Origin of the sequence: Acinetobacter johnsonii (genome assembly GCF_048551975.1) — a bacterium.
In the GTDB taxonomy this organism is placed as follows: Bacteria; Pseudomonadota; Gammaproteobacteria; order Pseudomonadales; family Moraxellaceae; genus Acinetobacter; species Acinetobacter johnsonii_A.
The window spans coordinates 40,494-54,000 of sequence record NZ_JBIMCF010000009.1 but is presented as its reverse complement, the minus strand read 5'-3'; the positions used below and the strand labels follow the sequence as shown (position 1 = coordinate 54,000).

Here is a 13,507-nt window from a genome sequence, read left to right as displayed (position 1 = left end):
TGTGACTAAAGCCCTTGTAATGTACAGGGGTTTTTTCTTTAGCAGTCATCAAAAGGTATTCCATTTCTCATTCATACCTCATGGCAGACAATCACTTCAAAACTAAAATCTGTAGTTGAGCAAAGGTCGCTGTGATGTAGACACAACAAGAGGGAGAACAAAATGAATGATTATGTAGGGCATCAGGGTCGATTTGATGCGATGTATTATTGGGACCAGTTTCACCCGATCCTGTCCGCAATCGCCATCCTGATCATTGGTTGGATTATTGCATTATTGATTGCAGGTGCTGTGAAAAAGGTTTTAACCAAACTCGGGACCAACCAAAAACTTTCCAGTGCTACTGGCCATCGCTCGAATATTGAAAATATTATTTCTCGAGTTGTGTTTTGGCTGATTTTGATTATTGCGGTGATCGGTGCACTCAATGTTCTCAATCTCACCAGTGTAAGTGGGCCATTTAGTAATATGGTTCAACAGTTCTTGTTGTTTATACCACAATTGTTGGCTGCTGTTGCTGTGGGCTTTATTGGCTGGATTGTGGCAAAGCTGGTCAAAGTGGGTTTACAAAAAGGATTGGATCGGACTCAGTTAGATGAAAAACTCAGTCAGGATGTCGGAGTCAGTACGCTGAGTCAAAACATTAGTGAAATTGTCTATTGGTTGATTTTATTACTATTCTTACCCATTGTTTTGTCTATACTCGGTCTGACTGGGCTGCTCTTTCCGATCCAAAATATGGTCAATGAAGCAGTACTGTATCTACCAAATATCTTTATTGCGGGTGTAATTGTTTTTGCTGGTTATATTCTAGCCAAAATTGTACGGGGCATTATTGAGGGCTTATTGAGAAGCCTAGATGTACAAAAACAGGTTGAAAAAGTAGGACTGTTTAAAAACTCAGATTTGGCTAAAGTGCTCGGATCTTTTATTTTTGCAATCGTTATTATCACAGCGCTGATTATTGCGTTTGAAGCTTTAGGCATTGATGCAATTTCTCAACCAGCGACGGCCATGCTGTATGAAATCATGAATGCAATTCCGCACATCATTGCAGCGGCATTAATTTTAATTTTGGCCTATGTGGTGTCACGTTTTGTCGCAAGTCTTGTGGTTGAAGTCTTGTCGGGAACAGGTGTAGATGACATTCCAAACAAAGTTGGCTTGCAACGTTTCTTAGGAAACACCAAAGCATCTTGCGTTGTGGGTTATTTTATTGTGTTCTTTACCATGCTATTTGCGGTCTCTGAAGCAGCAAATCGACTCGGCTTTGAACAGATCAGTGGTTTGATTGCGATGTTTATCCAGTTTGGTGCAAACATCCTATTAGGTGCAGTCATTCTGGGCGTGGGCTTCTGGCTGGCGAACTTGGTTGCTCAGGTGATTGAGCGTGGTGAATACAACAGCTCTCGTTGGGTGGCGAACATTGTACGTGTCTTGATCATTGGCTTGGTATTGGCGATGGGCTTGCGTGCAATGGGTATCGCAGATTCGATTGTGAATTTGGCCTTTGGCTTAACGCTTGGTGCGGTTGCTATTGCTTTTGCACTGGCTTTTGGTCTCGGTGGGCGTCAACCTGCGGAACGGGTTTTGACCGATTTGTTAGATAAAGCCAAAAAAGAAGGTACGCAACCGAATCCACTTTATCTGGCCAAAGCTGAAAGCACACAATCCGCACAAGGCAAAGAAGAGCATGCCTCACTGAAAGAACAAATGGATACACCAACGGTTGCAGAAGAATATCAACATGCAGATGATATTCCAACTACAGCAGAGGTCGATCCTGCGCATAAACCTTTAAATAAACCTTTTGGTTCAACGGGTGAAGCTGAGCAAGATATTGATGTTCATCCCAAAGATCCAGACTAAATTAATCACACTAAACACCGACCGCTGATGGCGGTTGGTGTTTTTTTATTGGAGTAAACTCATGTCAAAAAAAGCCCCAAATAAATATTTTGCCCCAATCATCATCGCGGGTATTACGGTTGGATTTTTTGTGAGTGCTTATAAATTTGTATTTGCAAAACCGAAGACTAGTGAGATAAAACATACCAATGCCGAAAGAATACCGACTGCGGCAACTGAAGGCCGTGATGCGGATGAATCTGATAAAAAATAATACAAAAGTCTATAGTGTTGAATGAACTTTAATTTGGTATATTTAATGCATATGGAATATGGATATTTCATAAATTAGAAATACTTAAATGCCTACACTTTTATTATAGCTGCATGGACATTTCACGATTTATTTTTATAAATTGCAGTTTAAAAAGGAAAAAACAGATGATCCAAATATTAAAAAAAACTTTGATGGCGAAACGTTCAGTAATCCAGCCGAGTCATGTCCATATTGCCATTGCGAAAATGGACTTAGCACTTGCCCGTCAGCAGAAGCAAAAGCAGTGCGTACTGCTACGCACTGACTATTTGGAATAATTTATAGCTTCAGTACATGGCCTAGACATATTCTGATGCGGCATGCGCAGATGACCATGCCCATTGGAAGTTAAAGCCGCCCAAATGTCCTGTCACATCCAGTATTTCACCGACAAAGTACAAGCCTTTTTGCTTTTTACTTTCCATGGTTTTCGATGAGACTTCAGTAGTGTCTACGCCACCTAAAGTCACCTCAGCAGTACGGTAGCCTTCGGTTCCTGATGGTTTGACTTCAAATGCATGTAAACGCGTTGCAATGTGCTCCAGTTTTTCATCAGACAGTTGACCAATTGCTGTTTCTGCCAGCTCAGGCCAAATGAGGTTTTGCAGTTCAACCACCACACTTTTAGGCAAATGTTCACCCATTAAAGTGCGAAGTAAGGCTTTGGGTTGACTGTGCTTCTTAGCTTTTAAATAGTCGTGCAAATCCACACTTGGCAGGAAGTCAATTTTGAAGCTTTGTCCGACATCCCAATAATTCGACAGTTGTAGCGAGCTTGGCCCACTGAGTCCACGATGGGTAAATAAAAGGGCTTCGGTGAACGCGTTTAAGTCATTCGATAAAGTCGCATCGACCGCGTTGCCACTTAAGCGTGTGGTCACTTCTTTGAAGCTATCCGAAAAGGTAAAAGGCACCAAACCCGCGCGGGTTGGATAAACATGATGACCAAATTGTTTGGCAATTTCATAGCCAATCCCTGAGCCGCCTAAGGTCGGAATAGATAAACCACCCGACGCAATGACTACAGATTCGGCTTCAAAATAACCCAGTGTCGTAGCAATTTGAAAACCTTGCTCATCGAGTGCGGTGATGGCTTTCACTTCACAGTTGGTTTTAATGTCGACCAAACCTGTTTTTTCACACTCGCTCAATAGCATGGCTAAAATTTCTTTGGCACCTTTTAGGGTGAACAGCTGACCGTGTTTACGCTCTTCATATTCAATGCCGTACTCACAAACCATCCCAATAAAGTCCCAATTGGTATAGCGAGTGAGGGCTGAAATCACAAAGTGTGGATTATGTGAAATAAAGTTGCTTGGCTCGACATACAGATTGGTAAAGTTACATTTACCCCCACCTGACATGAGAATTTTTTTGCCGACTTTATTGGCTTTTTCTACCACCACCACTTTACGTCCACGTTGAGCTGCCATATAGGCTGTCATTAAGCCAGATGCACCTGCACCTAAAATTAAGACATCATATTGATTTGTGGACATGACACACTCACGGGAGAATAAAGCAGGGCATTATAGACCATCTTTTTTGCTTTTTCAGGACTATCTAAAGCGCGACTAAACGACCTTGAAGTCCGCCAGAATGAATCACTAAAATGCGATGATCTTTGGGGAATGAACCTTCTTGAATTAAATCGGTTAAGCCCAATAGCATTTTGCCTGTGTAAATCTGTTCCAGTGGAATGTCATATTGCTGCTCAAAGTCTTGAATAAATTGCAGTAGTTCAGGCGTGGTTTTGGCATAACCACCACAACAATATTGATCAGTAATTTGCCAATTTCGCTTTTCAGTCAGTTGCTGTAGTTCTCGACTCAAAAAATCACCTTTGAGTGCGGAGAAGCCCAAAATTTGCTGTTGAGGATGACTGGCTTCAATCAGACCCGCAATGGTGCCACACGTACCGACTGCACAGCAAATCAGGTCGTAATTTTGTCGATCTTCATCAGAGAGAATTTCTGCGCAGCCTTGAATGGCAAGCGGATTGGTTCCCCCTTCAGGAATCACGTAATAATCAGGATAATCTTGTTGTAACTGTGCTAAGTAGGTTGTGCTTTGCTTTTGCCGATAGGCTTCTCGCGTCACAAACTGCAACTGCATGCCGAATTCCTGTGCAGTATTTAAGGTTGTATTTAAAGCTTTACTAGCCAGCTCTTCACCTCGAATAATACCCAGACTCTCAAAACCAAATAACTGCGCTGCATAAGCCGTTGCGGCAATATGATTGGAATAAGCGCCACCGAAGGTCAGCAGTTTTTTATAGCCTTGTTGCTGTGCCGCTAACAGATTGTATTTGAGTTTAAAAAATTTATTGCCTGAGATTTGCGGATGGACTAGGTCTAAACGTTTGATGCTGATCTCAAATCCTTCGACAGTAATCTGCTGATAAGGAATGGTTTGGGCAATCTGGTTAAACATAGGATTTTTATCAATTTGGCTCAAGGCATAGTGTAAGTGAAAAGTCGTGGTTTCTGCACAGAATTAACGCTGTGCAGAGTGGGTATCGACCGAACTAATCACGGACATGCCTGGGCGTAAATTTTCTATGCCCGTTTGATTCGGATCAATTGCAATCCGTACAGCAATACGTTGTACCACTTTGGTAAAGTTGCCCGTAGCATTATCGGCTTTAAGCACACTGAACTCTGAACCTGCGGCAGGGGAAATTTGTTCGACATGACCTGTAAATTTTTGATGATTGAGGGCATCCACCGTAAACCATGCTTTTTGCCCAATTTTCATGTTGGCAATTTGAGTTTCTTTAAAGTTAGCCGTGACCCAAGTTTGCTGTGGAATCAGATAGAGCAACTGTGTGCCTGCGGCTACATATTGTCCCACACGTGGATTGACTTCACCCAGTTGTCCATCCATTGGTGCAATAATACTGCTGTAGTTTTTGGTGGTTTGGGCTTGATCCAGTTGTGCAGCGGCATTGGTTACTTGCGCTTTGAGTCCAGTTTCAGCAACTTGTGCGGTTTTTAACGCTTCTTGAGCAACCAGTACATTGGCCTGTGCTTGTTGCAGTAAGGCTAAATTATTTTGGGTATCGGCAAAGGTTTTGTCTTGTTCCGATTTAGACGCTGCACCTGTGTCTCCCAGCTGTTGATAGCGCTGTTGTTGTGCTTTTGACAATTGATAGGCTGCTCGCGCTTGTTTGACTTTGGCTTCTGCTGCCACAATATCGGCTTTACGCTGAGCTATACTTTGCGTTTGATTAGATAGGTTATTTTGCGCTTGATCCACCCCAGCTTCTGCCTGTGTCACTTTCTGATCATAAGTGGTGGCATCAATATGCATCAACACCTGTCCTTTTTTGACGTGATCAAAATCACTGACCAACACATCTTTGACATAGCCGTTAATTTGCGAAGAAAGCACCGTGGTTTTGCCTTTGACATAGCTGTTGTCAGTGGACTCAACGGTACTGTCAAATGGCCCAATTTTCCATGCCCATAAGATGATGCCAATACCGATGATCAGTACTAAAAACATCAAAATCAAGGTACGTTTTGCTGTTGGAATCAGTTTACTCGAAGGCGGCGTAATCGGTGTCGTTGTTGCCACGGGCTGTTCAGGCTGAGTTTCAGACGTTGCAGTTGTTTCAGCGGGAGCTACTGGTTTTTGATCATCAGACATAACAATTTCTCAAATAAATAGGGAGCGGTGGCATTAGGTTTGACTGATTTTCGCTTGTTGCCGCTGTTGGTATTGATTCCGTGCAATCAGGAATGTCCCCCACAGCAACAGCAGCATGGCAACGACGCCATTGAAGCTAATCACATCGTTATAGGCACGTACTTGAGCTTCTCGAGTCACCACTTGATTTAAATTTTTTAAGGCTTGTTGTTGCTCTAACTGCTGATCGAGCGTGTAACTATGCGAACTTTGTTGATACGCTAAAAGACGCTGTGCAATCAATGGGTTGGTTTCGGGTAGCTGTTGAATCATCTCAGCACGGTAGTTTTGGGTTCGGACTTGTTGATAGGTGGAGTAAAACGATGAACCGACTAAGCCACCAAATGTTTGAGTCGCTGAAAATAAAACAATAAACGTGACAATATGGGTGGGGCCTTTTTGCATGGCACTTAAGATACCCGTGATTAAGAGTGGGCCAATAAATACACCACTGGCAAAGCCCACCAAAAACTGACTGCCGTAGAAGTTGGAAGGGCGAATATCGCTAGTGAGGTGAAAATCTAGTCCGCAAGCAATCAACACCAATACTTCTGCTAATAGTAGGTGCCAAATAATCCGTTCACGTGAAAAAGTGATGGCACTAAATAAGGTTCCAGACACAATGCCGAAAAAGATCACCACATAGAGCGGAACAAATTGATCGGGGCCCATGCCCATGGTTTTGAGAAAACTTACCGCAGCATAACTTTGCTCTGACATTAAGAAGCGAATTGCAAAGGCACCAATGATAAAACGGACCGTGGATGATGTCCCCAGCCAACGGGTCATAATCAGTGGATTGACCCGATAATGCTCATAGACCAAACCAATCACAATCAGGCTGAACCCTGCAATTAAAAGGTAAGCCAGCCATTTCACTTCAAACCACCAGAAGATAGGCCCTTGGGTCAGTACAATACACAAAAAAGCAAAACCGGGCGCAAGCAGGGCAAAGGTGAAGAAGTCCTGCTTTTCAAAAACAGCAATTCTTAGGCTGCGGGGTAACTTCAGCGACACCACCATTGCGAAACAGCACAGGGCTAAACCAATTTCAAAGGTATACAGGACATTCCAGTTATTGACGTCAATAAGATAGGGAGAAATGATCCACGCCAAGGGAATACCAAGCTGTTGGAAACCTAAAGCCAAATAAATACTGCGACCAAAATCCTCCCGCTTAAAGGCCTGCATAATGTAATACATGCCCAAAGAGCTAAGCGGTGCGGCAACTATGCCGCTAATGAAACGTACCAGTACGGCCATTTCAAAGGTATGCACAAAGACGTGTAAAACCAGAACCACAATAAAAATGAGTAGACCAATTTCAGAAAATAGACGTAAACCGTATTGCTGGCGGGCTTTAAACAGAATCAGGTTAGCACTGACATTGGCCATCACATAAGCTGCGGGGATCCATGCTACCTCAGAGGGTGTTAGTCCATATTCACCCTGAATTAAGGGTAAATTTGCGGTAATAAAACCGTTACTGAGACTAGCAGACAGTGCGATAAACAAACCAATAAAAAAATATATGAAGCGCTTAGGCGTGGAGTGCGCGATCACGGCAGGAGAGCCGGGTAGGGTTGGCTTTTCTTCTGCTGTCCAGTTTGGCGCAGGTTCGAGTAAATGCGGCGGCTGTGTCATGAGTGGTGACCTTTATGCCCGAATACCGTTGAGTAAGAGTTCAATTGCACGTTGTGCAAGTTGTTGTTGCTCTGTATCGGTCAGCCCTTGAAATGAAGTCCTTAAAATGGCCGTAATCATGGCGTAATCTTGAGTGGTCAAATCGGGGCGGCATACGCCGTGCTGTATGGCTTGATCAATTAAAGGTTGTAAAATCGCATTGCGGCGCGCGTAGATATCGACCATGACAGGATCATCACGATCAATCACCCGCCAATACTCCATCAGTGCGGTTAAATAGGGCAAGTTATAAACATGGTTTTCAATTAAACGGATAAAACCATCTTCATATTGAGAAAACGCTTCTGCACGAACTGCGAGACGTTCCAATGCTTGTTCCATGAGTGCAATCACCAAGGCACGACGGTCATCAAAATTACGATAAAACGTCGCCCGCCCGACATTGGCTGCATCAATGATCATTTGTAAGGGAGCATTGATTCCGTGTGTACGAAAAACCTGAACCGCAGCTTCCAGCAATTCCTCACGGTTTTGTGCAGCACGCTGTTGACGACTGGTCATGATGATTATTTCATTTGATTTGGGAGTGCTATTATTTAACGGACAAAAGTGTCCGTTGTAAATATTTAATCCTGTAAGATTTTGTAAATCAGTTTGTCTTTTTCTAATTTAATCTAATTTCGATAAGAAGTAGGCGACTCGGAAACGTCATCTGCAATCTGCATGGTGTAAATAAGCTAATGTTTTATTCGCTATATTTGAATAAATCCAAGGAATGAACAGGTTTTGCAGATGACAATCGTCTTATCTACTTTTATCGAAACAAAAGTAGGGCGAGCCGCAGGCTGATGAAGAAATTGAATAAAACAAGATAAGACTCCGCCAAGATATTTTTTTCAATACATCGGATAAATGTTTAAGTCTAATTTTAGTGAGCTTAAATCATTCATGTTTTTGTTTTATCTATGAATGATTGATATTTATTTTATAAAGAAAATTCGCAGAGAACCCTCATGTAGATGAATAAGAGTTGTAACAAAGTCGATAGGATTGGAAAAATAAAAGTGCTATGCTGAAAGCACAATAATGATAAATGAGGGGATATGATGAAAACCTTATCTACCCTAGTATTGGTTTTATTGCTCACTCAACTGACTGCGTGTGATGCAAAAAAGGAGTTGAATCAGCCTAGAACTGAGAATCGTACCATGATTATTGGTGGTGTTCCTGTGCATGATCGTGACTATAAACTTCCATCACAAGAAATGGCTTTTAATCAGAAAACGCCTCCACAGGCTGATGCCTACTAATAGGTAAAAATAGGGAGGCATATTGTCAGTACATGGTGGTGCAAGGTGCGATGTGCAGTATAAAAGATGCATTGTGCTACGCCAGATTTGTGAAAATGTGAAGTAGACGTCTTACTTCCTGCAAACGTTTGTTGAATTAAAGCCTTACAAACGTATAAAAGGCTTTGTACTCGCCCAATATGCCCAAACTGTTATGGCTCAAATTGGCTAGATCAGTTCGATTTGCCAATTTGAAGCTTGAATCTCTAAGTTATTTTGCCTGAGTTGCTGGCTAATTGCATCGGCTTGTTTTTGCAAGTCTGCAACCGTAATGGTTTTAACCCAGCGGATTTCACTCGAACTATAACGACCATTTTCACGTCGTGAACTGTCGATGGCCTGTTGAATAATACGATGCTGTTGTGTAAGCAAATCACGTGTGTTTAAAACACTGAGCATGGATTGACCCGTGCTGGTTTTAGCTTGAGCATTGGTCGCATGAATTCTTTCAATCAGATGATGTAACTCTGTATTTACACTAAAGGCCTCACGAATCAGCGCATTAGGGTCTTCACTCAGTTCATCGCCTTCTTGGATTAGCACATTATTGTTGATGCGTTGTTGTAAAGAGGCAAGTTTGGTTTGTAAATCACTACGCAATAAAAGTGCTTCTGCTAGTTTCATAGATTTGTTTTTAAAGTTTTAGATGAGTCTTATGCTGCATCTGTACAGTCAAAGCTTCAAGTGAGTTTTGTAATTTTTACGAAATCTTAAATCATGAGAAAAAGATAGAAAAGCACTTAGTCAGTTTCGGAGTATTATTTAAAACGTGGAGATGTTTTTCCTATGTTGATTAGTCAATTTATTTATGAATGAGGTATATAGTTAAGTTGTTATAAAAAATAAATATAAGTTAATGAATTATTTTAATTTTTTTAAAAATAATGTATGGGTAATAAAGTAGTTTGAATATAAAATTTTATCTAATTTTTCTTTTTATCCAATTTAAAATTAGGTGCGTACACGGCCTCAATTTTCAATAAAGTATAAAAGGTGTTTGTGTAGGCAATACCCTTACTTTTGATAAGCCAAAAGTAAGCAAAAGCCTTTGTTACCCATACATAACATCACTATTATGATGGATAACGTGTGGCATCCCTGCCACACTCATGTATCCAAACGTTGCTTAAATTAAACTATGTAATAGTGGCGACATAAAGGTGCTCTTATCGCTATATATTAAAAACTTAGTGGAACACTGTTTCTAAAGCTTTTAAACCCACTTTTGGATCAAGTAGACCATTGTAAATTTCAGGGATTTCACGTTCTACTCCAAAGAATTCATAAATGGCAAGCATCGCCCCACGAACTGAATATTCCACAGTAAAGACCACGTCATCTTCAATTTCCACAAACTGTCCAAGGAAAGCAAAGTTTTGTGAGCCTTGTGGAATTACCTGTGGACGATCCCCCGGTTTACGGCAGGCGAATAGGGCAGAGGCGTATGGCATCATGGCGGTAGTAACATCAGTCGTTGCCAAAACATGATCTAAAATGTCGTCAAAACCGAGCTGTTTAATCAGTTCTGTTAGGATTTCTTGCCCCGTGGCTTCGGACATTGGTTTTTTGATGTAATCGCCTATATGGTCAATTTGGAAACCGTAGCCCCATAAAGTATATAAACCTTCAGGTAAGTCGGCAAAGTGTGGCTGTGCAGGAACCACGATGGATAAATGCCAACCCGACTCATACCAAGTCATCAGTGCGCCTGTACCCGGTTCATTGCCTGTATAGTCAATAATACGTTTAAGTAGCACGTCATCTTTCATGGTCAGTGTAAATGACTCCCACTTATGTTCATCGACATTGCCATAAAAAGTCATTGGACGGCCAAAATCTGGAGCTTTTTGTGCCAGCGTTTCCCAAAGCGTCCAGCCATGATCTTCTCGATGACGAATGAGGGCAGGTACGTCATGATTACCACCATAACGCGAGTCTGCGGTAATAGAGCCTAAAGTGAAAATGGCTAAATCATTGGCTTTAAGATTAATTTGCTCTGTGCCTTCAGGCAGTTGTACATATAGGCGCGAGGCATGGCGCTCTTGGGTTTCAGCATTGGTAATGAAGTCTGCATCTGTGACATAGTGTCCAAAACGCACATCGACACCTTGTGCGACTAGCCAACGCTGTAGAGGTAGAATCATTGAATCATATTGGTTGTACTTGGTGCGTTTCACACCTGCTAAAGTATGAATACGCGGTAGTTCTTGAATAAAACGTAAGAAATAGCGTCTTAATTCTGCTGCGCTGTGCCATTTTTGAAAAGCGAAAGTTGTGCGCCACATGCGCCAGAAATTGGTTTCAAAAAAGGCTTCCTCAAAAAACTCATCTATGCGGCGGCTGCCAATTTTTTCTTCTTTTGAAGCCAATAAGCGAAGTATTTGTGCACGATGTAACGTATTCAGCCCAAGTTTTGCAGCATCTGTAATGACATGTTCGGCATCAATCAACCGTGCATTGGCGTGGGTTTTCACTTTTTCATTAAACTCACGACATTCTTCACGCACCGAAATGTCTGGATTTTCCAAAGATGGAATACTGGAAAATAAGTCCCATAGGCACAAATAAGTTTCATCGGTCAGCATTCGCCCACCACGTGTTACCCAAGCTTGCGCGGCATGCGGTGTATGTCCACCATCCATCGAACCACCTGAAATATCGAGTTCTTCTAAAATATGGATATTTTTGGCAGGGACTTTGGCATCACGGATTGCAAATGCAGCAGCAGCCATACCTGCGATACCACCACCAATAATCCAAAGATGTGATTGTTGCGCGTCTAATGGTGTGCGCTTCTTATTTTGCATGGTTCACCTTTAATTATGATGTTAAAAATTATGAAGTTAAAAAATGTGCTTTAGAGAAATAAAACCTTATAAATAGTATGTCTTTTTATATATGAAAAATGTATGAAATGGGAAGCAATCCCCTCATTATATTTTGTAATCAAAAATAGACGTATGATGACTATTTTTAATACACATTTGTCTTTTTATTAAAATTGAATATCATCTAAATAACTGATGTTAATGTTTATTGTTGAGTAATTGCTCTATTGTTGTTTTCACTATGCTCTATGCTAAATTTTTTTAAAAATAGGCTTTTTATTTATCATTAAAAAATATAATGGATGTATATGCTGCGGCTTGATCACGATATAAATGTGAAAAATAACTGATAAAGTGAATATCGTAAAAAATTTGTTTAGCGTAAAATCGCAGCTGATCAAATTCTCTCAATTTAGAGGTTACTCTTGGAATCATTTTGGATTTTGGGCTCGATTGCCTTTGCATTAATGTTAGGCGCAATGAGCCCTGGACCGACGTCGATTTATGTAGCAAAAAATTCGATTGCGATTTCTCGAAAGCATGGCCTCTTTACCGCACTGGGAACAGGAACAGGCGCAGCTGTTTTTGGTCTGTTGGCTGTACTTGGCTTACAAGCCTTTTTGTTGGCAGTGCCGTCAGCGTATTTGGCCTTAAAAATTTGTGGTGGGATCTATTTGCTTTGGCTCGCGTTTAAAATTATTAAACACGCCAAAGAGCCAATTGAGGCAGATCATTCCAGCTCGAAAGCAATGACTTTACGCCGTGCCTTTATGACTGGTTTAATTACTCAGCTCTCCAACCCTAAAATTGCGATTGTTCTAGCCAGTATTTTTACTGCACTTCTACCCAAAGAAATCCCAACCTATTACTATTTTGTACTGCCTATACTATGTTTCTTTATTGATGCGGGTTGGTGTTCGTTGGTTGCAGTGGCATTGTCTGCGGAAAAGCCGCGCAGTGTGTATTTGAAGTTTAAAGCCGTATTTGACCGCACAGCAGGGGCGGTGATGACGGTGTTGGGTTTAAAACTGATTTTTGGAATGAAGTGATAAGGTTTATAACAACAAAACTGGATTTTCTATAGGTAACTAAAAGTTAAATGGTTATAATCCCTTTGATTTTTTTAATGATTTTTAAATTAAAGATTTGAGGGATAAATTTTGAATAAATCTATATTTTTGGCCGTTTTGAGTGGCTTAGCATTATCTGCATGTTCAACAACAGAAACGTCAAAAACAATTCAAGCACCACAAGTAACAGCGGCAGTGGCGACAGTCAAATACGCTGGCGCTAAAATGCCTGTTTCTGTAGGAAAATTTGACAACCGTTCAAGCTATATGCGTGGCATTTTCTCAGACAATGTTGACCGTTTAGGTGGTCAAGCAAAAACTATTTTAGAAACGCATTTACAGCAATCGGGCTATTTCTCTGTCCTAAACCGTGACAACCTTGCTGAATTACAACAAGAAGCAGGCTTTACTAAATCCTCTCAAGCCATTAAAGGCGCACGTTATGTATTAACGGGCGACGTGTCTGAATTTGGCCGTAAAGAAGTGGGTGATCACCAGTTATTTGGCATATTGGGCCGTGGTAAAACTCAAATTGCTTATGCCAAAGTGAACTTAAATATTGTCGATGTAAAAACAGCAGAAGTTGTTCACTCTGTGCAAGGCGCAGGCGAGTATGCACTCAGTGAACGTGAAATTTTAGGTTTTGGTTCTACCGCTTCTTATGACTCAACTTTAAACGGTAAAGTTCTAGATTTGGCTGTGCGTGAAGCGGTTAATAATTTGGTGTTGGATATTCAAACCAATAAGTGGTCTGCGCAGTAA

General features: G+C 41.3%; 13 protein-coding genes. 6 read left to right on the top strand and 7 right to left on the bottom strand.

From position 1 onward, the window contains the following. Window positions 1–162: 162 nt before the first annotated feature. The 3 genes from ACG9ZB_RS09185 (at window position 163) to ACG9ZB_RS09175 (ending at window position 2,442) form a co-directional block, all read left to right on the top strand. Window positions 163–1,869: a mechanosensitive ion channel gene (locus ACG9ZB_RS09185; protein ID WP_419325431.1), complete on the top strand. Its 1,707-nt coding sequence runs from the start codon at window positions 163–165 to the stop codon at window positions 1,867–1,869. A 61-nt stretch (window positions 1,870–1,930) separates the two neighbouring features. Beyond that, on the top strand, window positions 1,931–2,122 hold the full coding sequence (locus ACG9ZB_RS09180; protein ID WP_419325430.1) for a hypothetical protein: 192 nt from the start codon (window positions 1,931–1,933) through the stop codon (window positions 2,120–2,122). Between the two features lie 167 nt (window positions 2,123–2,289). After that, window positions 2,290–2,442, top strand: a complete 153-nt coding sequence (locus tag ACG9ZB_RS09175; RefSeq protein WP_168158387.1) for a hypothetical protein — start codon at window positions 2,290–2,292, stop codon at window positions 2,440–2,442. A gap of 21 nt (window positions 2,443–2,463) precedes the next feature. On the opposite strand, the gene ACG9ZB_RS09170 is transcribed toward ACG9ZB_RS09175, so the two are convergent. From ACG9ZB_RS09170 to ACG9ZB_RS09150, 5 genes are all read right to left on the bottom strand, one after another. Beyond that, entirely contained in the window at window positions 2,464–3,663 is a 1,200-nt protein-coding gene (locus ACG9ZB_RS09170; protein ID WP_419325429.1) for an NAD(P)/FAD-dependent oxidoreductase, read from the bottom strand. Window positions 3,664–3,727: 64 nt separating this feature from the next. Further along, window positions 3,728–4,597, bottom strand: coding sequence for a 1-aminocyclopropane-1-carboxylate deaminase/D-cysteine desulfhydrase (locus ACG9ZB_RS09165; RefSeq protein WP_419325428.1), 870 nt, complete (start codon window positions 4,595–4,597; stop codon window positions 3,728–3,730). Window positions 4,598–4,660: 63 nt separating this feature from the next. Further along, window positions 4,661–5,815, bottom strand: a complete 1,155-nt coding sequence (locus ACG9ZB_RS09160; protein WP_419325427.1) for an HlyD family secretion protein — start codon at window positions 5,813–5,815, stop codon at window positions 4,661–4,663. 33 nt (window positions 5,816–5,848) lie between these two features. After that, the gene (locus ACG9ZB_RS09155) at window positions 5,849–7,498 is read right to left on the bottom strand and encodes an MFS transporter (protein WP_419325426.1); all 1,650 of its coding nucleotides are present in this window, start codon (window positions 7,496–7,498) and stop codon (window positions 5,849–5,851) included. A gap of 12 nt (window positions 7,499–7,510) precedes the next feature. Then, window positions 7,511–8,059: a TetR/AcrR family transcriptional regulator gene (locus ACG9ZB_RS09150; RefSeq protein WP_126035733.1), complete on the bottom strand. Its 549-nt coding sequence runs from the start codon at window positions 8,057–8,059 to the stop codon at window positions 7,511–7,513. A 545-nt stretch (window positions 8,060–8,604) separates the two neighbouring features. Between ACG9ZB_RS09150 and ACG9ZB_RS09145 the strand changes: the two genes are divergently transcribed. Then, the gene (locus tag ACG9ZB_RS09145) at window positions 8,605–8,808 is read left to right on the top strand and encodes an NF038215 family lipoprotein (RefSeq protein WP_419325497.1); all 204 of its coding nucleotides are present in this window, start codon (window positions 8,605–8,607) and stop codon (window positions 8,806–8,808) included. Window positions 8,809–9,015: 207 nt separating this feature from the next. Here the strand turns inward: ACG9ZB_RS09145 and ACG9ZB_RS09140 are convergent, their stop codons facing one another. Continuing rightward, window positions 9,016–9,471, bottom strand: a complete 456-nt coding sequence (locus ACG9ZB_RS09140) for a DIP1984 family protein (RefSeq protein WP_419325425.1) — start codon at window positions 9,469–9,471, stop codon at window positions 9,016–9,018. A 563-nt stretch (window positions 9,472–10,034) separates the two neighbouring features. Then, window positions 10,035–11,654, bottom strand: a complete 1,620-nt coding sequence (locus ACG9ZB_RS09135; protein WP_419325424.1) for an oleate hydratase — start codon at window positions 11,652–11,654, stop codon at window positions 10,035–10,037. 446 nt (window positions 11,655–12,100) lie between these two features. Here ACG9ZB_RS09135 and ACG9ZB_RS09130 point away from each other — a divergent pair, with 446 nt between their 5' ends. Both ACG9ZB_RS09130 and ACG9ZB_RS09125 read left to right on the top strand, forming a co-directional pair. Beyond that, window positions 12,101–12,724 (top strand): LysE family translocator, encoded by a 624-nt coding sequence (locus ACG9ZB_RS09130; RefSeq protein WP_419325423.1) that lies wholly within the window; start codon window positions 12,101–12,103, stop codon window positions 12,722–12,724. 111 nt (window positions 12,725–12,835) lie between these two features. Then, complete coding sequence (locus ACG9ZB_RS09125; RefSeq protein ID WP_419325422.1) at window positions 12,836–13,507, top strand: CsgG/HfaB family protein; 672 nt, start codon at window positions 12,836–12,838, stop codon at window positions 13,505–13,507.

Bases quoted from the DNA above. Each gene is read 5' to 3' on its own strand.
- ACG9ZB_RS09175 (WP_168158387.1), top strand. From the start codon at position 2,290: ATGATCCAAATATTAAAAAAAACTTTGATGGCGAAACGTTCAGTAATC.
- ACG9ZB_RS09185 (WP_419325431.1), top strand. From the start codon at position 163: ATGAATGATTATGTAGGGCATCAGGGTCGATTTGATGCGATGTATTAT.
- ACG9ZB_RS09155 (WP_419325426.1), bottom strand. From the start codon at position 7,498: ATGACACAGCCGCCGCATTTACTCGAACCTGCGCCAAACTGGACAGCA.
- ACG9ZB_RS09135 (WP_419325424.1), bottom strand. From the start codon at position 11,654: ATGCAAAATAAGAAGCGCACACCATTAGACGCGCAACAATCACATCTT.
- ACG9ZB_RS09150 (WP_126035733.1), bottom strand. From the start codon at position 8,059: ATGACCAGTCGTCAACAGCGTGCTGCACAAAACCGTGAGGAATTGCTG.
- ACG9ZB_RS09145 (WP_419325497.1), top strand. From the start codon at position 8,605: ATGAAAACCTTATCTACCCTAGTATTGGTTTTATTGCTCACTCAACTG.
- ACG9ZB_RS09140 (WP_419325425.1), bottom strand. From the start codon at position 9,471: ATGAAACTAGCAGAAGCACTTTTATTGCGTAGTGATTTACAAACCAAA.
- ACG9ZB_RS09160 (WP_419325427.1), bottom strand. From the start codon at position 5,815: ATGTCTGATGATCAAAAACCAGTAGCTCCCGCTGAAACAACTGCAACG.
- ACG9ZB_RS09170 (WP_419325429.1), bottom strand. From the start codon at position 3,663: ATGTCCACAAATCAATATGATGTCTTAATTTTAGGTGCAGGTGCATCT.
- ACG9ZB_RS09165 (WP_419325428.1), bottom strand. From the start codon at position 4,597: ATGTTTAACCAGATTGCCCAAACCATTCCTTATCAGCAGATTACTGTC.
- ACG9ZB_RS09180 (WP_419325430.1), top strand. From the start codon at position 1,931: ATGTCAAAAAAAGCCCCAAATAAATATTTTGCCCCAATCATCATCGCG.